Source organism: Actinophytocola sp. (assembly GCF_050699915.1).
GTDB lineage: Bacteria > Actinomycetota > Actinomycetes > Mycobacteriales > Pseudonocardiaceae > Actinophytocola.
This window is the reverse complement of sequence record NZ_JBOHGA010000131.1, coordinates 1-17,647: the sequence shown is the minus strand read 5'-3', so window position 1 is coordinate 17,647 and position 17,647 is coordinate 1. Positions and strand designations below refer to the sequence as shown.

Annotated in this window: 16 protein-coding genes; 10 read left to right on the top strand and 6 right to left on the bottom strand. The window is 70.9% G+C overall.

What is annotated here, in order from left to right; genetic code table 11:
- Positions 1 to 262 (top strand): alpha/beta fold hydrolase (locus tag ACRDSK_RS21555; protein WP_431443027.1); only part of this gene is annotated, 262 nt, incomplete at its 5' end.
- Between the two features lie 36 nt (positions 263 to 298).
- Complete coding sequence (locus ACRDSK_RS21550; RefSeq protein ID WP_431443026.1) at positions 299 to 1,222, top strand: hypothetical protein; 924 nt, start codon at positions 299 to 301, stop codon at positions 1,220 to 1,222.
- Here ACRDSK_RS21550 and ACRDSK_RS21545 read toward each other — a convergent pair.
- The gene (locus ACRDSK_RS21545) at positions 1,197 to 1,898 is read right to left on the bottom strand and encodes a haloacid dehalogenase type II (RefSeq protein ID WP_431443025.1); all 702 of its coding nucleotides are present in this window, start codon (positions 1,896 to 1,898) and stop codon (positions 1,197 to 1,199) included. The two genes, ACRDSK_RS21550 and ACRDSK_RS21545, sit on opposite strands and share 26 nt — an antisense overlap.
- Before the next feature lie 29 nt (positions 1,899 to 1,927).
- Here ACRDSK_RS21545 and ACRDSK_RS21540 point away from each other — a divergent pair, with 29 nt between their 5' ends.
- From ACRDSK_RS21540 to ACRDSK_RS21530, 3 genes are all read left to right on the top strand, one after another.
- Positions 1,928 to 2,659, top strand: a complete 732-nt coding sequence (locus ACRDSK_RS21540; protein WP_431443024.1) for an SDR family oxidoreductase — start codon at positions 1,928 to 1,930, stop codon at positions 2,657 to 2,659.
- A 159-nt stretch (positions 2,660 to 2,818) separates the two neighbouring features.
- Positions 2,819 to 4,870, top strand: coding sequence for a DNA gyrase/topoisomerase IV subunit B (locus ACRDSK_RS21535; protein ID WP_431443023.1), 2,052 nt, complete (start codon positions 2,819 to 2,821; stop codon positions 4,868 to 4,870).
- 13 nt (positions 4,871 to 4,883) lie between these two features.
- A complete protein-coding gene (locus ACRDSK_RS21530) occupies positions 4,884 to 8,210 on the top strand; it encodes a DNA gyrase subunit A (protein ID WP_431443022.1) in 3,327 nt (1,108 codons plus the stop codon).
- Here the strand turns inward: ACRDSK_RS21530 and ACRDSK_RS21525 are convergent.
- Positions 8,207 to 8,482 carry a hypothetical protein gene (locus ACRDSK_RS21525; protein WP_431443021.1) on the bottom strand — a complete coding sequence of 92 codons (276 nt, stop codon included), beginning with the start codon at positions 8,480 to 8,482 and terminating at the stop codon, positions 8,207 to 8,209. The two genes, ACRDSK_RS21530 and ACRDSK_RS21525, sit on opposite strands and share 4 nt — an antisense overlap.
- 54 nt (positions 8,483 to 8,536) lie before the next feature.
- Positions 8,537 to 8,992 carry a pyridoxamine 5'-phosphate oxidase family protein gene (locus tag ACRDSK_RS21520; protein WP_431443020.1) on the bottom strand — a complete coding sequence of 152 codons (456 nt, stop codon included), beginning with the start codon at positions 8,990 to 8,992 and terminating at the stop codon, positions 8,537 to 8,539.
- 41 nt (positions 8,993 to 9,033) lie between these two features.
- Between ACRDSK_RS21520 and ACRDSK_RS21515 the strand changes: the two genes are divergently transcribed.
- The 5 genes from ACRDSK_RS21515 (at position 9,034) to ACRDSK_RS21495 (ending at position 15,705) form a co-directional block, all read left to right on the top strand.
- Entirely contained in the window at positions 9,034 to 9,831 is a 798-nt protein-coding gene (locus ACRDSK_RS21515; RefSeq protein WP_431443019.1) for a class I SAM-dependent methyltransferase, read from the top strand.
- Positions 9,832 to 9,898: 67 nt separating this feature from the next.
- Complete coding sequence (locus tag ACRDSK_RS21510) at positions 9,899 to 11,929, top strand: hypothetical protein (RefSeq protein WP_431443018.1); 2,031 nt, start codon at positions 9,899 to 9,901, stop codon at positions 11,927 to 11,929.
- Positions 11,930 to 12,127: 198 nt separating this feature from the next.
- Positions 12,128 to 13,747, top strand: coding sequence for a sugar ABC transporter ATP-binding protein (locus ACRDSK_RS21505; RefSeq protein WP_431443017.1), 1,620 nt, complete (start codon positions 12,128 to 12,130; stop codon positions 13,745 to 13,747).
- Positions 13,744 to 14,733, top strand: a complete 990-nt coding sequence (locus ACRDSK_RS21500; protein WP_431443016.1) for an ABC transporter permease — start codon at positions 13,744 to 13,746, stop codon at positions 14,731 to 14,733. The genes ACRDSK_RS21505 and ACRDSK_RS21500 overlap by 4 nt, the downstream gene beginning before the upstream one ends.
- Before the next feature lie 3 nt (positions 14,734 to 14,736).
- On the top strand, positions 14,737 to 15,705 hold the full coding sequence (locus ACRDSK_RS21495) for an ABC transporter substrate-binding protein (RefSeq protein ID WP_431443015.1): 969 nt from the start codon (positions 14,737 to 14,739) through the stop codon (positions 15,703 to 15,705).
- 86 nt (positions 15,706 to 15,791) lie between these two features.
- Here the strand turns inward: ACRDSK_RS21495 and aroF are convergent, their stop codons facing one another.
- The 3 genes from aroF to ACRDSK_RS21480 form a co-directional block, all read right to left on the bottom strand.
- Positions 15,792 to 16,832 (bottom strand): 3-deoxy-7-phosphoheptulonate synthase, encoded by a 1,041-nt coding sequence (aroF, locus tag ACRDSK_RS21490; protein ID WP_431443014.1) that lies wholly within the window; start codon positions 16,830 to 16,832, stop codon positions 15,792 to 15,794.
- Positions 16,833 to 16,848: 16 nt separating this feature from the next.
- Positions 16,849 to 17,211 (bottom strand): chorismate mutase, encoded by a 363-nt coding sequence (gene aroH / locus ACRDSK_RS21485; RefSeq protein ID WP_431443013.1) that lies wholly within the window; start codon positions 17,209 to 17,211, stop codon positions 16,849 to 16,851.
- A gap of 2 nt (positions 17,212 to 17,213) precedes the next feature.
- Positions 17,214 to 17,647: maleylpyruvate isomerase family mycothiol-dependent enzyme (locus tag ACRDSK_RS21480; protein WP_431443012.1), on the bottom strand; the 434-nt coding region annotated here is incomplete at its 5' end.

Here is a 17,647-nt window from a genome sequence, read left to right as displayed (position 1 = left end):
GCTCGCCACGGTCCGCGGCACGCGCCGGCCGTGGCGAGACGCGCTGATCGCGGCGACCGCGACGGCGGCCGTGCCCACGCTGGTGGTGTGGGGCTCCCACGACCTCATCCTCCCGGCGGCACACCTGGAGGCGGCGAAGCGGCTGCTGCCGCACGCGCGCACGCATCTGTTCACCGACACCGGACACATGCCGCAGATCGAGCGCGCGGAGGAGTTCGCCGCGCTCGTGCGGGACTTCTGGAAGCGGGACGTTCCGGACTGACCTTGCGTTCACGGGCGCGGCGGGTACGGTTCGTGCATGTCGCGACCCGGTCCGCACCAAGGCGAGCCCCGGCCCTACGACTGGCAGCGGGAGTTCCAGGACCCCGACTTCGGGCAGCCGCAGCGCCGGGCCCAGGCATACCCGGAGCAGAGCTACCAGCAGCCCCAGTACCAGCAGCCGGGGTACTCGGAGCCGCAGTACCAGCAGCCGCAATATCAGCAGCCGCAGTACCAGCAGCCGGGGTATCCGGAGCCGCAGTACCAGTCCTACGACCAGCAGTACCAGTCCTACGACCAGCCATACCAGCCGTCGGCGCGGGAGATGTACCCGGACGAGCCCCGCCGCGGGCTCCGGCTGCCCGGCTTCGGACTGATCCTGAGTCTGCTCGGGATCGCGGTGCAGCTGGTCTGCATGCTCGTGCTGCCGTGGGTGTCCGCGTCGGCCGCCGGCGGCGAGGAGCTGACGCTGCCGCAGCTGTGGGATCTCGCGACCGACGCCAACCTGCAGGGCTTCGGCGGCTGGTACCTGGTCGTGTTCAGCTACCCGCTCGCCGCGCTCGGCATCGTGCTGGCGCTGGTGTCGGTGCTGGAGTCGGTGGCCGGCAAGGTGATCTTCGCCTGCATCGCCATCCTCGGCATCGGCTACCTGATCGTGCGCTACGGCGCCGGGCCGGCGGCCGGCCTGTTCGGCGAGGAGAAGGGCTTCTCCCGCCAGGAGATGATCGCGGTCGGCATCGGGGTCGGCGCGCTGGTGATCGTGTTGATCATGCTCAAGGCCGGCCTCGCCATGTTCCGCCGGATCGCCGGGTTGGTCCTGCTGGGCATGGCCGGCGTGCACGTCTACGCGCTGCAGGACCTGTTCGCCGACGGCGAGGGCCTGACCTTCGGCGCGTACGGGCCCGCGGTCGGCTACGGCCTGAGCGGCATCGCGGCGCTCATCGGCCCGCGCCGGCTGGGCTGAGGAGGTCGGCCAGCTCGGTGAAGCTCGCCACCGACACGTCCGCCGCCATCCCGCGGTCGGCCGCCTGGTGCGGGCCCTTCTCGCCGGGCCGCTCCAGGAACGCGGTGCGCAGGCCGGCCTCGCGAGCGCCGTCGAGGTCCCAACCGTGCGCGGCGACCATCAGCACCTCGTCCGGCGCCACGTCGAGCAGCCGGGCCGCGGTCAGGTAGACCTCCGGGGCCGGCTTGTAGGTGCGGGCGAGCTCGGCGGACAGGATGCAGTCGAAGGGCAGCCGGGCGGCCTTGACCAGGTTCGTCAGCAGCGCGAAGCCGCCGTTGGACAGGGCGGCGAGGATGTGTCGCTCGCGCAGCCGGGTGAGGCCCTCGACCGAGTCCGGCCAGGCCGGCAGCCGGTGCCAGGCGCGGACGAGCCGGCGCCGGGTGTCCTCGTCGGGGTCGAGGCCGTGCCGGTCGAGCAGCTCGTCCAGCGACTCCCGGTGCAGCGTGTCGAGGTAGGCCCAGTCGCGCCGGCCCTCGCGGACGTTCGCCATCGACGGCAGGTACCGCTCCCGCCACTGGCTCGCGAACGCACCGGCGTCCGTGTCGCCGAGCAGCTCACGCACCTGCTCGGCCACACCGGCGTACCAGTCGACCGTCGTGCCGAACACGTCGCAGGCGACCACCCGGATACCGTCCATGTCGTCCTGCCTACTCCCGGGAGGTTGCCGTGTCGACACCGAAGATCGTGTTGGTGACCGGAGGCGGGTCCGGCATCGGCCGGGAAATCGCGACCGCACTGCTCGCCGCCGGACACACGGTGGTGGTGGCCGGCCGCACCCGTGCGTCGCTCGAGTCGGTGGCCGGCGCCGACCCGGTCGTGGCCGACGTGACCGACCCCGCGTCGGTGGCCGCGCTGTTCGACCACGTCCGCGCGCGGTACGGCCGGCTGGACCTGCTCGTGAACAACGCCGGCATGTTCGGCCGCGGCGCACCGGTGCCCGAAGTGTCCGAAGAGGACTGGCAGGCGGTCGTCGACGTGAACCTCACCGGCTCGTTCCGCTGCGCCCGGGCCGCGTTCGAGCTGATGGCCGCGCAGGATCCACGCGGCGGCCGGATCATCAACAACGGCTCCATCTCCGCGCACGTCCCGCGCCCGTACTCGGTCGCGTACACGGCGACCAAGCACGCGGTCACCGGCCTGACGAAGGCGCTGGCGCTCGAAGGCCGGGCGCACGACATCGCGGTGAGCCAGATCGACATCGGCAACGCGGCCACCGAGATGACCGCCGGGTTCGGCGCGGGCACCCCGCAGGCGGACGGGACGCGGCGTCCTGAACCGACCATGGACGCCTCGCACGTGGGAGAGTTGGTGGCGTACATGGCGGGCCTGCCGCCCGACGCCAACGTGCAGTTCGTCACGCTGATGGCCACGACGATGCCGTTCATCGGCCGCGGTTGACGATAAGCGCAGGTAGTCAAGGCCCCGCCCGCCGGCACACGGCTCGGCGCACGCCAAATGCGAGGGGTTGTCGGTGGCTGCCGATACCCTCTCTACCGTGGTGCACGCCGTCGACCGGCATGTCGATCTTGGGCGGCGCCGATGAACCGGGAGTTGAGGGTGACTGCGGAGACGCTGTACGGGGCCGACGATCTTACGCATCTCGAGGGACTCGAGGCGGTGCGCAAGCGGCCCGGCATGTACATCGGGTCCACCGACAGCCGGGGCATCAACCACCTCTTCAACGAGATCGTCGACAACTCCACCGACGAGGGCGTGGCCGGCCACGCGAAGCGGGTCGTTGTCACGCTGCACGCCGACGGCAGCGTCCAGGTCGACGACGACGGCCGCGGGATCCCCACCGGCGTGCACGCCAAGTCGAAGCTGTCCGGCGTCGAGCTGGTGCTCACCCGGCTGCACGCGGGCGGCAAGTTCGGCGGCTCCGGCTACAAGACCTCCGGCGGCCTGCACGGCGTCGGCGCGTCCGCGGTCAACGCGCTCTCGCACCGGTTCGACGTGACCGTGAAGCGCGACGGCAAGGTGCACCAGATGTCGTTCGCGCGCGGCGTGCCGGGCGTGTTCGACGCGCCCGGCCCGAAGGGCAGGTTCAAGAAGCAGTCCGGCCTGCAGGTCGAGCGGAAGATGAAGCGCGGCGAGTCGACCGGCACATCGATCCGCTACTGGTACGACGCGCGCTACTTCGAGGCCACCGCGGCGCTGGACATCGAGGCCGTGCGGGCGAAGCTGCGCAACACCGCGTTCCTCGTCCCCGGCGTCGCCTACGTGCTGCGCAACACGACCGAGGGGGCCATCGAGGAGGAGAAGTTCTCCTACCCGCACGGCCTCGCCGACATGGTCGAGTTCCTCGCGCCGTCGGGCGAGAAGGCCGTGTCCGGCATGCTGATGATCACCGGCGAGGGCACCTACCGGGAGAACGCCGCCGACGAGAACGGCGTCATGCAGTCCAAAGTGGAGCGTCGGGCCGAGGTCGAGGTGGCGCTGCGCTGGGGCACCGGCTACGACCGCACGGTCGAGTGCTTCACCAACACGATCCGCAACGTGCACGGCGGCACGCACCGCCGCGGCTTCGACCGCGCGGTCCTCAAGGCGGTCAACGAGGCGATCGGCAGGACCCGCGGGCTGCTCAAGCCCAAGGAGGACCCGCCGACGCTGGAGGACGTCCAGGAGGGCATGACCGCGGTCGTGCACGTGCGGATCCCCGAGCCGCAGTTCACCTCGCAGACCAAGGACGAGCTGTCCACCGCGGGCATCACCAAGGTGCTGCAGACCATCGTCGAGCAGCAGGTGAAGGCCTGGACCGAGGCCCGCCGCACCAAGACCGAGGCGAAGACCGTGCTGCAGAAGGTGGTCGACGCCGCCCGCGTGCGGCTCGCCCAGAAGCAGCAGAAGGACGCCGCCCGCCGCAAGACGGCCCTCGAGGGCGCCGCGATGCCGCCGAAGCTCGTGGACTGCCGCGCCACGGGCATCAACCGCAGCGAACTGTTCCTCGTGGAAGGCGACTCCGCACTCGGTTCGGCGCGACACGCGCGGGTGTCGGAGTACCAGGCGCTGCTTCCCTTGCGGGGCAAGATCCTCAACGTGCAGAAGGCGAGCCTGGCGGACACGCTGCGCAACACGGAGATCGCCTCGATCGTGCAGGTGCTCGGGGCCGGCAGCGGGCGCACGTTCGACCTGACGACCATGCGCTACGGCCGGGTGATTCTGATGGCGGACGCCGATGTGGACGGTTCGCACATCCGCACCCTGCTGATCACCCTGTTCGCCCGGTACATGCGGCCCGTGATCGAGGACGGCCGGCTGTTCGCGGCGATGCCGCCGCTGCACAAGGTCACCACGAAGGGCCGCAACTCGGAGACCTTCTTCACCTTCACCCAGCGGGAGATGGAGACCAAGGTCGCCGCGCTGGAGAAGGCCGGCAGGCAGATCGTCACGCCGGTGCCCCGGTTCAAGGGCCTCGGCGAGATGGACGCGGACGAGCTGTGGGACACCACGATGAACCCGGCGACCCGCTCGGTCCGCCGGATCACCCTCGACGACGTCGACGCGGCGGAGCGCGCGCTCGAGCTGTTGATGGGGGAGAAGGTCGAGCCGAGGCGGGCGTGGCTGGTGGAGTCCTCGGTCCGGGTGGACCAGGCAGCGATCGACTTCTGAGGGACGAGCACACATGGCACGCCGCAAGGCCCGCACGACCCGCGTCGACCCGGCCGCGTTCGACCGCGCCGGCGCGACCGTCTTCGACAACCCGCTGAAGACGGAGATCGAGGACTCCTACCTGGAGTACGCGTACTCGGTCATCCACTCCCGCGCCCTGCCCGACGCGCGCGACGGCCTCAAGCCGGTACACCGCCGGATCCTGTTCTCGATGAACGAGAACGGCTACCGACCGACCCACGCCTACGTGAAGTCCTCCCGCGTGGTCGGCGACGTCATGGGCCGCTACCACCCGCACGGCGACGTGGCGATCTACGACGCGATGGTCCGCCTGGCGCAGGACTTCTCGATGAACGCCCCGCTCGTCGACGGCCACGGCAACTTCGGCAGCCCGGACGACGGACCGGCCGCGTCGCGGTACTGCGTCACCGGGGACACCCGGATCCGGCTGGCCGACGGCGCCAGCCCGCGCATCGGCGACCTGGTCGACCTGCCGGCCGACGCCGAGGCCGACGCCGACTTCGACGTGCTCGACAAGGACGGCAAGGCGGTCCGCGTCGAGAAGGTCTTCAACTCGGGCACCCACCCCACGCTGCGGATCGCCTCGCGGTCTGGGTTCTCCTTGCGCGGCAGCGAGAACCACCTGGTTCTCTGCCTGGACGCGCCGCTGGGCGTGCCGCTGTTCCAGTGGCGCCGGCTCGACGAGGTCCGCCCCGGCACGGTCGTGTGCATCGCCCGCAACGCCGGTGCCGACATCACCCCGACCGCCGAGGAGCTGCTCGCCGGAGCACGGGCGCACACCGCGGGCGGCCCGGTCCCCGAGCGGGTGTGGGCCGGCGGCTGGGGCCTCAAGCGCGCGTACCTGATGACCGCGTTCGGCGGAGACCTGCGTGGCCGCGCCACCGCGGGGTCGGTCGAGCAGGCCGCGGAGCTCCAGGAGCTGCTCGCCGAGCTCGGCGTGGTCGCGAAGCGGCGCGGGCGCTCGCTCACGGTGTCCCATGTGGACAGCGTGCCGTTCGTGAGCGAGTTCGCCGGGGTCGACCTCTCCCGCTGGGCCACCGACCGCGCGCGGCTGGTCGACGAGATCGGCAGTCGGGTCGGTGGCGAGGAGATCCTGGCGACGATCCTGCCGGTGATGGACTCCGGGTACCGGTTCGAGGAGGTCACCTCGGCGGTGCCGGCCGGGCCCGCGCAGGTCTACTCCGTGCGCGTGCGGTCCGCCGACCACTCGTTCCTCGCCGGCGGCTTCGTCAACCACAACACCGAGTCGCGGCTCTCGCCCGAGGCGATGCTGCTCGTGGGCGAGCTTGGCGAGGACACCGTCGACTTCCGGCCCAACTACGACGGCTCGCTGGAGGAGCCGTCCGTGCTGCCGGCGGCCTTCCCGAACCTGCTCGTGAACGGGACCTCCGGAATCGCGGTCGGCATGGCCACCAACATGATCCCGCACAACCTGGGCGAGGTCATCGGCGCCGCGCGCTGGCTCATCCACCATCCCAACGCGACACTCGACAAGCTGATGGAGTTCGTGCCGGGCCCCGACCTGCCCACCGGCGGGATGCTGCTCGGCCTCGACGAGGTGCGCCGCGCCTACGAGACCGGGCGCGGCGTGGTCCGGATGCGGGCCAAGGTCGAGATCGGCCCGCTGGAGGGCAGCCGCGGCCGCCAGGCCATCACGATCGTCGAGCTGCCGTACGCGGTGGGCCCCGAGAAGATCATCGAGAAGATCACCGACGAGGTGACCAAGTCCAAGCGGCTCACCGGGATCGCCGACGTCAAGGACCTCACCGACGGCGAGAACGGCACCCGGCTGGTCATCGAGTGCAAGGTCGGCGTGAACCCGCAGGCGCTGCTCTCCGACCTGTACCGGCTCACGCCGATGGAGCAGTCGTTCGGCATCAACAACCTGGTACTCGTCGACGGGCAGCCGCGGACGCTGGGGCTCAAGGCTCTGCTCGACGTGTTCCTGGGGCACCGCTACGAGGTCGTCACCCGGCGCACCCGGTTCCGCCGCCGCAAGCGCGAGGAACGGCTGCACCTGGTCGAGGGCCTGCTGATCGCGCTGCTGGACATCGACAAGGTGATCCGGCTGATCCGCGCCAGCGAGAACGCCGCCGAGGCCAAGGAAGGCCTCATGAAGCGGTTCAAGCTCACCGAGATCCAGGCGACGTACATCTTGGACACTCCACTTCGGAGGCTGACGAAGTACGACAAGCTGGAGCTCGAGCAGGAGCAGGACCGGCTGCGCGCGGAGATCGCCGAGCTGACCAAGATCCTCGATGACGATTCGGTGCTCAAGAAGCTCGTCTCGAACGAGCTCGCCAAGATCGCCAAGGACCTGGCCGGCGAGCGGCGCACCGCGCTGATCGACGGCGACCTCAAGGAGGTGCTCGCCGCGTCCAAGCCGGCCGGCCCGCTCGAGGTCGCCGACGACCCGTGCCAGGTGCTGCTGTCGGCCACCGGCCTGGTGGCCCGTACCGCGGCCGAGTCGGAGGAGGCCACCGAGGCGCGGCGGCGCAGTGGTCGCGCCAAGCACGACGCGGTCGCCGCGCTGGTGCACACGACCGCGCGCGGGCAGATCCTCGTGGTGACGAGCCGCGGCCGGGCGTTCAAGACCGACGTGCTGCCGCTGCCGGTGCTGCCCGAGCACGTCGGCACCGTGTCGCTCGGCGGCGGCATGGCGGCGAGCGAGCTGGTGCCGCTGGAGAAGGGCGAGCGGGTCGTCGGCATCGCGCCGCTGGGCGAGCGGGCCGAGGGCGCGGCCGGCCTCACACTGGGCACCCGGCACGGCATCGTGAAGGTGTGCGCGCCCGACTGGCCGGTGCGTTCCGACGAGTTCGAGGTGATCGGGCTCAAGGAGGGCGACGAGGTCATGGGCGCCACCTGGCTCACCGACGGGACTGAGGCGTGCGTTTTCCTGTCGTCGGACTCCTCGCTGCTGAGGTTCGCCACCTCGGTCGTGCGACCGCAGGGACTCAAGGGCGGCGGCATGGCGGGCATCAACCTGGCGGCGGGCGCGCACGTGGTGTTCTTCGCCGCCGTGCGCACCGACGACGACCAGCACGGCGAGCCGATGGTCGTCACCGCCACCGGACAGAGCGTCAAGGTCACCCCGTTCGCGAGGTACCCGGCGAAGGGCCGCGCCACCGGCGGCGTCCGCACGCAGCGCTTCCTCAGGGGGGAGACCAGGCTGGCGCTCGGCTGGGTGGGCTCCCGGCCGGCGGGTGTGTCGCGCACGGGCTCGGCCGTCGAGCTCCCCGAGCCCGACCCGCGCCGCGACGGCTCGGGCACCGCACACCCGGGTCCGGACGTGGTCGGCCGCCTGATCGAGCGGAGCTAGGCGGGCAGGTCGAACTCGTAGCCCTGGTCGGCGAGCCAGGGTAGGCAGCGCGCCAGGGCGGCCAGGGTCTGCTGGCGGTCGCCGCCGCCCGCTGCACGGAAGTAGGGCACCGGCGCGTCCGGCACCGCGGCGCGGATCGCGTCGAGGCCGTTCACGATCTGCGCCTCCCGGTCCTCGACCGGCAGCGGCAAGTTGGTGACCATAACCGCCGCGCAGGCGCTCACCGCGGCCGAGGCGGCGACGAGCCCGGCGACGTTCTTCCACGTGCACAACGATCTCCCCGATGGTGGCTTGCACCCGCGCGCAACCCCGACCGTCCACACACGTCACTGCAGACGGTTCGAAGCGCGCCAGCGCAGCCGGGTCGGGGTGCCGTCGGACCACCGGGCCCAGCCCGCCGCGAGGACGTCGATCTCGAAGAGCGCCAACCGCTCGCTGAGCCGAGCGCCGTCGGTCACGCCGTCCACGGCGGACTCGCGCTCGGCCGGGTCCGCGACCTCCCGCGCCGTGCCGCGCAGCGTGAACTCCTCGTCGTCCGGGGGCAGCACCGTCGCGTGCAGTGCCATTCGCGGGTCGCGGCGCAGGTCCGCCAGCTTCGGCGACGCCCGGCCGACCGCCACGAACAGGCCGCGCTCACCACGGATCGGGGCGACCGGGTGCACGCGCGGACTCCCGTCGGCGGCGGTCGTCGCGAGGTAGGCGTACCCGTGCCGCTCGGCGAGCAGCCGCCAGCCGTGCCCGGCGAGCTCGGGGGCGCGTTCGGCGAAGTCCGGCCACCGCATGGCGCCAACCTACGCCCGCCGCACCGACGTACGGTGGCGCCGTGAACGCGTCAGCCAACGACCCCGTCCGCACGCTCGCCGACCACTACTCCGGCTCGGCCGCCGCCTACGAGCGGGAATGGGCCGGTGTGCTGCACCCGGTGACCCGGCGACTGCTGGACCGGCTGCCGCTCACCGGCGCGGGTCGGGTGCTGGACCTCGGCACCGGGGTCGGCACGCTGCTGCCGGACCTGCGCGACGCCGCGCCCGCCGCGACGGTCGTCGGCGCGGACCGGGCCGCCGGGATGCTGCGCCGCGCGTCCGTCGACTTCCCTCGTGTGGTGGTCGACGCCGCCCGGCTGCCCTTCGCGGGCGGCGCGTTCGACGTCGCCGTGCTGGCGTTCATGCTGTTCCACCTGCCCGACCCGGCCGCCGGCGTGCGGGAGGTGCGGCGCGTCGTGCGCGCCGGTGGCACGGTCGGCGTCGCGGTGTGGGGGCAGGACCGGCCGATGCGTGCCGTGGAGATCTGGCACGAGGAGCTCGACCGCGCCGGCGCGCCGCAGGACGACGCCCTCGTCAGCCGGCACGTAATCCTGAACACCCCGGACAAGCTCGCGAACGTCTTCGGTGAAGCCGGCTTCGCCCAGGTGGACGTGGGGCCCGTGCCGTGGTCGAGGGAGCAGAGCCGCGAGGAGTTCGTCGACCACAACACCAACCTCGGGGTCGGCGCCCGCCGGCTCGCCCGCCTCGAGCCGGCCGCCCAAGAGGAGTTCCTGCTGGCCGTGCGCGCACGGCTGTCCGGCCTGGACGCCGCGGCGTTCACAGATGGTCGAGAGGTTCTGGCAGGGATTGCCCGCTGATCGGCGGTTGACGACCCCGCCACGGCCCCGCCAAGGTATGGATCGGTCTACTTACCGGGGAGTAGCAATGGCGCGCAAACGGTGGTTGGGGCTGGTCGCCGCGGTTCTCGTCGCCGGGGTGGTGACGATCCCGGGACCGACCGAGGCGAACGCCGCGCCGGACGTGAACAACCTCGACGGCGCGTGCGTCGCGCTGAAGGCGCCGTCCGGCAAGTACGTCGTGCGCAACGTGCTCGGCGGCTACCAGGCGACCGGGTCCGGCCCGACCGAGCCGTTCCGCCTGCAGCGCACCAGCCAGGCGAGCTACCTGTTCTACGGCACGGAGCGCGACTTCGTCGCGACCGGTCTCGGCTCGCTCGGTGTGCTGAAGTCGGCGGCCGCCGGCCCGCAGGCCGACTGGAAGCTGACCGCGTCCGGCAACGAGGTGACGATCTCCTCGCCGGCGGCCGGGCAGCAGCTGGCGGTCGACTCGATCTTCAAGATCCTCGCGCTGCGCGGCACCGCCACGAAGTTCACCCTGGAGGAGGCCGGCGGCTGCGCGGCCGCGCCGGAGGCCGAGCTGAACATCGACGGCACACCGCTGTCCGGCACGACGCCCGAGGGCGAGGTCCGCGGGATCGTCGACCTGCACAACCACCTGACCGCGTACGAGTTCATGGGCGGCGACATCCACTGTGGAGAGCCGTTCAGCCCGTACGGCATCACCGCCGCCCTCGTCGACTGCCCCGACCACGAGCCGCACGGCCTGGGCGGGTGGCTGGAGAACCTCGTGTCCGGCGCGTACCCGGGGCTGACCCACGACACGAAAGGCTGGCCGACCTTCAAGGACTGGCCGAAGCACAACTCGCTGACCCACGAGGCGCAGTACTACAAGTGGATCGAGCGCGCGTGGCGCGGCGGCCTGCGGGTCTACACGAACCTCTTCGTCAACAACTCCGCGCTGTGCGACATCTACCCGATCAAGCACAACTCGTGCGACGACATGGACGCGGTCCGGCTGCAGGCGCAGCGCATCCGCCAGCTCGAGAGCTTCATCGACGAGAGGAACGGCGGGCCGGGCAAGGGCTGGTTCCGCATCGTGACCGATCCGGGGCAGGCCCGCTCGGTGATCGAGCAGGGCAAGCTCGCGGTCGTGCTCGGCGTCGAGGTGTCCCAGCCGTTCGGCTGCGGCATCAAGGTCAGCGCGAACGGCGACGTGCCGCAGTGCACGCAGGCGGACATCGACGCCGGCCTGGACGAGATGTACGACCTGGGCGTGCGGCGGATGTTCGTCTGCCACAAGTTCGACAACGCGCTGTGCGGCGTGCGGTTCGACGAGGGCACCCAGGGCGTGGTGGTGAACGCGGGCAACGTGTGGACCACCGGGCGCTTCTGGGAGGCGGAGACCTGCACCGGGCCGCGGCACGACAACCCGGTCTCCTTCGAGAGCGACCTGCTCGCCGGGCCGCTGCAGGCGCTGCTGCCCGACGGCGTGACGCTGCCGGTCTACCCGAGCGCACCACACTGCAACATCCACGGGCTGACCGACCTGGGCCGCTACGCGATGGAAGGCATGATGGCCCGGGGCATGATGATCGACATCGACCACATGGGCGTGAAGTCGATGGACAGCGCCCTGTCGCTGCTGGAGGAGAAGGCCTACCCGGGTGTCGTGTCGAGCCACTCGTGGCTGGACCCGGGGTACTACGAGCGAATCTTCGCGCTGGGCGGCATCGCGGGCCCGTACGGGAACGGCACGCAGCAGTTCACCGCGGACTGGCGGACGCTGCGGAACGTGCCGAACTACCCGGGCGGCCTGGGCGCCGGGTTCGACACGGGCGGCTTCGGCGCGCAGCCCGGACCCCGGCCCGACGCGGCGGCCAACCCGTTGCACTACCCGTTCCAGACCTTCGACGGCGGGTCTACTGTGGACCGTCAGCGGACCGGTCAGCGGGTGTTCGACCTCAACGCCGACGGCATGGCCCACTACGGGATGGTGCCGGACTGGATGGCGGACCTGAAGGTCGCCTCCGGCCCGGACGCGGATGCCATCACGAACGACATGGGCCGCGGCGCGGAGGTCTACCTGGACACCTGGGAGCGCACCGCGGCCTGGTGACGGCCCGCTGACGGCTTTGGTGACGACGCGGTACCAGCTAACCGGTGATCGTCATCGGGTGTGAATGCTTGACGGGTCAGACATCGGATGTCTAACCTCCCTGGATAGATCACGTCCAGGGAGCGGGAGCGTTCGTGGCACGCATCGTCGCGCGGAGCACGGCTCGGTCGTCGGGTCATCCGATGAATGGGCGGGCTCATGGCTGACCTGGACACGGCCGTCCCCGACACCGCCCCCGTGCCGCTGCTCGAGGTGACGGAGGTCGACAAGACCTTCCCCGGGGTGCGGGCCCTCTCCGACATGCGCCTGGAGCTGCGCGCCGGCGAGGTTCTCGCGCTGGTGGGCGAGAACGGCGCCGGCAAGTCCACCCTCATGAAGCTGCTGACCGGCATCTACCCGGCCGACCGCGGGCTGTTCACGATGAACGGCGAACCGCTGGAGATCGCCGGGCCCAAGCACGCCATGGAGCTCGGCCTCAGCATCATCCACCAGGAGTTCAACCTGGTGCCCCACCTGACCGTCGCGCAGAACGTCTTCATCGGCCGCGAGCCGCGCCGGCTGCGGGTCCTGCTCGACGAGCGCCGTCTCGTCCGCGACGCCCGCGAGCTCGTCGACCGGCTGCGCCTGCCGCTCGACCCGAACGCCCTGGTCGGCGGGCTGACCGTCGCCAACCAGCAGATGGTGGAGATCGCCAAGGCGCTGTCCTACGAGCCCAAGGTCCTGATCATGGACGAGCCCACCGCGGCGCTCAACGACGCCGAGGTGGCAACCCTCCACGAATTGATCCGACGTTTCGTCGGACCCGATACCGGCGTCATCTACATCTCCCACCGGATGGAGGAGATCAAGCGGATCGCCGACCGGGTCACGGTCATCCGGGACGGCCAGTACGTCGACACCGTCGACATCGCCGCCGCGAGCACCCGCGAGATCATCTCGATGATGGTCGGCCGCACGATCGCCGACACCACCGGCCCGCGCGACGTCCGCGACGACCGGGAGACCGTCCTCGAGGTCGTCGGGCTGCGCACGAAGGCCGCCGGGACGACGACCCGGCTCAAGGACGTGTCGTTCGACCTGCGGGAGGGCGAGATCCTCGGCTTCGCCGGGCTGATGGGCGCCGGCCGCACCGAGACCGCGCGGGCGATCGTCGGCGCCGACCCGACCGACGGTGGCGCGATCCTGTTGCGGGGCAAGCCGATCCGCGTCGGGCACCCGGCCGACGCGGTACGGCACGGCATCGGCTACCTGTCCGAGGACCGCAAGCGCTACGGTCTGCTGCTCGACAAGGACGTCAAGGCCAACGTCACGCTCGGCGCGCTGCGGGATCGGTTCGCCACCGCCGGGTTCATCAACGACCGCGCCGCGCGGGCGAAGGCGGGGGAGTACGTCGGCACGCTGAAGATCAAGACGCCGTCCGTCGAGCAGACCACGAAGTTCCTCTCCGGCGGCAACCAGCAGAAGGTCGTCATCGCCAAGTGGCTGGTGCGCGACTGCGACATCCTGATCTTCGACGAGCCCACCCGCGGCATCGACGTCGGCGCCAAGGAGGAGATCCACGGGCTGCTCGAGGAGCTCGCGTCGCAGGGGAAGTCGATCATCATGATCTCCTCCGAGCTGCCGGAGGTGCTGCGGATGTCGCACCGGGTGGTGGTGATGAGCGAGGGCCGGGTGACCCAGGTCCTCACCGCCGCCGAGGCGACGCAGGAAAGCATCATGCACTTCGCCACGCTGCGCCCGGACGAGAACGTCGAGGACGCCGAGGAGCTGGGCCTCGACCCGGTGGAGACCGGCGCGGCGGAAGGGGAGGGCGCATGACGGCGGTGCGCACGCGAGAGCAGGCGAGTGGGTTCGTCACCGTGGCCAGAGGCAGACTTCAGCAGCTCCTGGCGTTCGCGAGCCTCCTCGTCATCTACGCGTTCTTCTCCTTCGCGAGCCCGTTCTTCTTCACCTACGGCAACTTCACCGCGATCCTGTTCTCCACCGTGGTGATCGGCACGCTCGCCATCGGCACCACGTTCGTGATCATCAGCGGCGGCATCGACCTGTCGATCGGCACCGGCATGGCGCTGTGCGCGGTGATGTCCGGCGTGTTCATCGTGAAGCTGGACCTGCCGATCGCCGTCGGGCTCGTCGGCACCGTCCTGTTCGGCGGGCTGATGGGGCTCGTCAACGGCATCAACATCGCGATCCTGCGCATCCCGCCGTTCATCGCCACGCTCGCGATGATGCTGGTCGCCGAGGGGCTCGCGCTGGTGCTGTCGAACAGCGCGCCGATCTACTTCAGCGAGGACCCGTCGTACACGAAGATCTCCACCGGCAACGTCATCCCGGGCGTGCAGTTCCCGAACGCGGTGCTGGTGCTGATCGGGGTCGCGGTCATCGCCGGCGTGCTGCTGACCAAGACGCTGCTCGGCCGCTACACGTACTCGATCGGCAGCAACGAGGAGGCCACCGCGCTGTCGGGCATCGACGTGCGCCGGTGGAAGATCGCGGTCTACGCGTTCGCGGGGCTGTTCATCGGGCTCGCCGGCATCATGATCTCCGCACGACTCGGGTCCGCCCAGCCGGCCACGGGCATGGGCTACGAGCTGCAGGCGATCGCCGCGGTCGTCATCGGCGGCACCTCGCTGTCCGGGGGCAAGGGGTCCATCGTCGGCACGCTGATCGGCGCGCTGATCATCTCCACGCTGAACAACGGCCTGCAGATCATGTCCATCCCGCAGGAGTGGCAGAACGTCATCCTCGGCTGCGTGATCCTCGTGGCCGTCTACACCGACATCCTCCGCAAGAAAGAGGCCTGACCCATGAACATGCGCAAGGCCGCCGCCGTCCTGCTCGGCGCCACCCTGACCCTCTCGCTGACCGCGTGCGGCGAGGAGGGCGGCGCCGGCGGTGCCGGTGGCGGCCAGCCCTACATCGCCATCGTGTCCAAGGGGTTCCAGCACCAGTTCTGGCAGGCGGTGAAGCAGGGCGCCGACGAGGAGGCGGAGAAGCAGGGCGCGCGGGTCACCTTCGTCGGCCCGCCGACCGAGGCGGACGTCGAGGAGCAGATCAACATGCTCACCAACGACATCGCCAAGACGCCGCAGGCCATCGGCTTCGCCGCGCTGGACAGCAAGGCCGCCGAGCCGCTGCTGCAGCAGGCCAAGTCGCAGAACATCCCGGTGATCGCCTTCGACTCCGGTGTGGACAGTGACGTGCCGGTGACCACGGTCGCCACCGACAACAAGGCCGCCGCGGCCGAGGCCGCCAAGCACATGGCCGAGCTGGTCGGCGGCAAGGGCGAGGTCGCGATGGTCGTGCACGACCAGACCAGCAAGTCCGGCACCGACCGGCGAGACGGGTTCATGGCGTGGATGAAGGAGAACGCGCCCGACATCACCGTGCTCGACCCGCAGTACGGCGGCGGTGACCAGGCCGAGTCCGCCAACATCACCAAGTCGATCATCTCGTCGAACCCGGACCTGAAGGGCATCTACGCGTCCAACGAGGGCTCCGCGATCGGCGTGATCAAGGGCGTGGAGGAGAGCGGCAAGTCCGGCATCCAGCTGGTCGGGTTCGACTCCGGCAAGGCGCAGATCGACGCGATCAAGGACGGCTCGATGGCCGGCGCCGTCACCCAGGACCCGATCAACATGGGCCGCGAGCTGGTGCGGGCCGCGATGAAGGCGATCGACGGCACGGACCAGCCGAAGAGCGTCGACACCGGCTTCTACTGGTACGACAAGACGAACGTCGAGGACGACAAGATCAGGGCCGTCCTCTACGAGTGATGTGCCAGCCCCGAGATCCCTGCTCGGCACGGCCAGGAAGGACGCCTTCCGGACACTGGGTGCCCTGAAGGACGCCTTCCTGGCATTCAGCTCGCCCGGCGCAACCGCCTGGTCGGCGCGTTGCGTCCCATGTAGACGGTCAGTTCGGCGACCGTGCGGGACAGGTCCGCCAGGTCCTCGGCGACGAGGGCCTGGGGGCCGTCGCACAGGGCAAGGTCCGGCTGGGGGTGGACGTCGACGATGACACCGTCGGCGCCGGCCACGATGGCCGCCCGGCTCAGCGGCAGCACGAGGTCCCGCCGGCCGCCCGAGTGCGACGGGTCGACGATCACCGGCAGGTGCGACAGCCGCTGCGCCACCGGGACCGCCGAGATGTCCAGCGTGTTGCGGGTCGCCGTCTCGAACGTCCGGATCCCGCGCTCGCACAGCACGATGTGCAGGTTGCCGCGCTGCGCGATGTACTCCGCGGCCATCAGCCACTCCTCGATGGTGGCGTTCATGCCCCGCTTGAGCATCACCGGCTTGCCGGCCGCGCCGACCGCCTGCAGCAGCGTGAAGTTCTGCATGTTCCGGGTGCCGACCTGCAGCATGTCCGCGTACTCGGCGACCATGTCGACCTCGTGCGCGCCCACGACCTCGGTGACGATCGGCAGGCCGGTCTCCTCGCGCACGTCGGCGAGGATCTTCAGGCCCAGCTCGCCGAGCCCCTGGAACGCGTACGGCGACGTGCGCGGCTTGAAGGCGCCGCCGCGCAGCAGCGTCGCTCCCGCCGCCTGCGCCATCCGCGCGGACTCCAGCGTCTGCTCGGGCGTCTCGACCGCGCACGGCCCGGCGATCAGCGTCACCGTGTCGGGGCCGATCGGGACACCGCGCACGTGCACCACCGAGCGGTCCGGATGGTGCTCGCGGCTCACCAGCTTGTAGTTGGTGGAGATGCGGGTGACGTTGCAGACGCCCCGCATGCCGGACAGGTTCAGCGTGGCGAACGCGTCGACGTCGCCGACCAGACCGATGATCATCCGGCTAACGCCGCGGCTGACGAACGCCTGGCCGCCGGCGGACTCCACCCGGTCGATCACGGCGTCCACATCAGACTGTTCCGCGTCCGACGCCATCACGATGACCACGTGCTTCCTCCTCGGTTCAGGCGGCGAGATCGGGGCGGAGCGCGACGGCGCCACGCAGGTACACGTGGCGGATCGCCGAGCGCGGCAGGTCGCTGTCGATGTGGGCGAGCAGCCGGATCACCCGCGGCAGCGAGTCCGGCACGCCGATCTCGGTGGCGCACAACAGGGGCACGTCGGTGAGGCCCAGGCCGCGGGCGCCGGCCGCGGGGAAGTCGCTCGCCAGGTCGGCCGTCATGGTGAACACGACGCTGATGATGTCCTCGTGGTGGACACCGTTGCGCTCGACGACCTCGGTCACCAGCTCGACGGTGCCCGCCGCGATCGCGGCCGGGTCGTCCCGGTCGACCTGGATCGCGCCGCGTACCGCCCGGACCGCCATCGTCAGCGGGGGAACTGGCCCGGCCGGCGTCCCTCGCCGGCGGGCCCGCGGTAGGCCTGCGCGATGTCGAGCCACCGGTCGGCGTGCTCGCCGGTGGCGGTGACCGCGAGGTCGTCGCGGTGCCGGCGGCGGGTCACGAGCAGGCAGAAGTCCTCCGCCGGGCCGGTGATGCGCTGCTCCGCGTTGGCCGGACCGAACTCCCAGGTGCCGCCCTCGGGGGCGGTGAGCTCGTAGCGGAACTGGACCTCCGGGGCCTGCTCGCCGCGTGCCTGGTAGCCGAAGTCCCAGGTGAGCGTGGCGAACCAGGCGAGGTGCCAGAGCCGGTCGGTGCGGGTGCGCTCCTTGCCGAGCGCGTCGGCGATGTCCTGCCCGTGGGCGAAGGTCTCCATGATCCCCGCGGAGGCGAGTACGGCCGGCGGCAGCGGCCGGACGAGCC

Bases quoted from the DNA above. Each gene is read 5' to 3' on its own strand.
- ACRDSK_RS21530 (WP_431443022.1), top strand. From the start codon at position 4,884: ATGGCACGCCGCAAGGCCCGCACGACCCGCGTCGACCCGGCCGCGTTC.
- aroH (WP_431443013.1), bottom strand. From the start codon at position 17,211: ATGGCGGTCCGGGCGGTACGCGGCGCGATCCAGGTCGACCGGGACGAC.
- ACRDSK_RS21495 (WP_431443015.1), top strand. From the start codon at position 14,737: ATGAACATGCGCAAGGCCGCCGCCGTCCTGCTCGGCGCCACCCTGACC.
- ACRDSK_RS21500 (WP_431443016.1), top strand. From the start codon at position 13,744: ATGACGGCGGTGCGCACGCGAGAGCAGGCGAGTGGGTTCGTCACCGTG.
- ACRDSK_RS21520 (WP_431443020.1), bottom strand. From the start codon at position 8,992: ATGCGGTGGCCGGACTTCGCCGAACGCGCCCCCGAGCTCGCCGGGCAC.
- ACRDSK_RS21545 (WP_431443025.1), bottom strand. From the start codon at position 1,898: ATGGACGGTATCCGGGTGGTCGCCTGCGACGTGTTCGGCACGACGGTC.
- ACRDSK_RS21505 (WP_431443017.1), top strand. From the start codon at position 12,128: ATGGCTGACCTGGACACGGCCGTCCCCGACACCGCCCCCGTGCCGCTG.
- ACRDSK_RS21510 (WP_431443018.1), top strand. From the start codon at position 9,899: ATGGCGCGCAAACGGTGGTTGGGGCTGGTCGCCGCGGTTCTCGTCGCC.
- ACRDSK_RS21550 (WP_431443026.1), top strand. From the start codon at position 299: ATGTCGCGACCCGGTCCGCACCAAGGCGAGCCCCGGCCCTACGACTGG.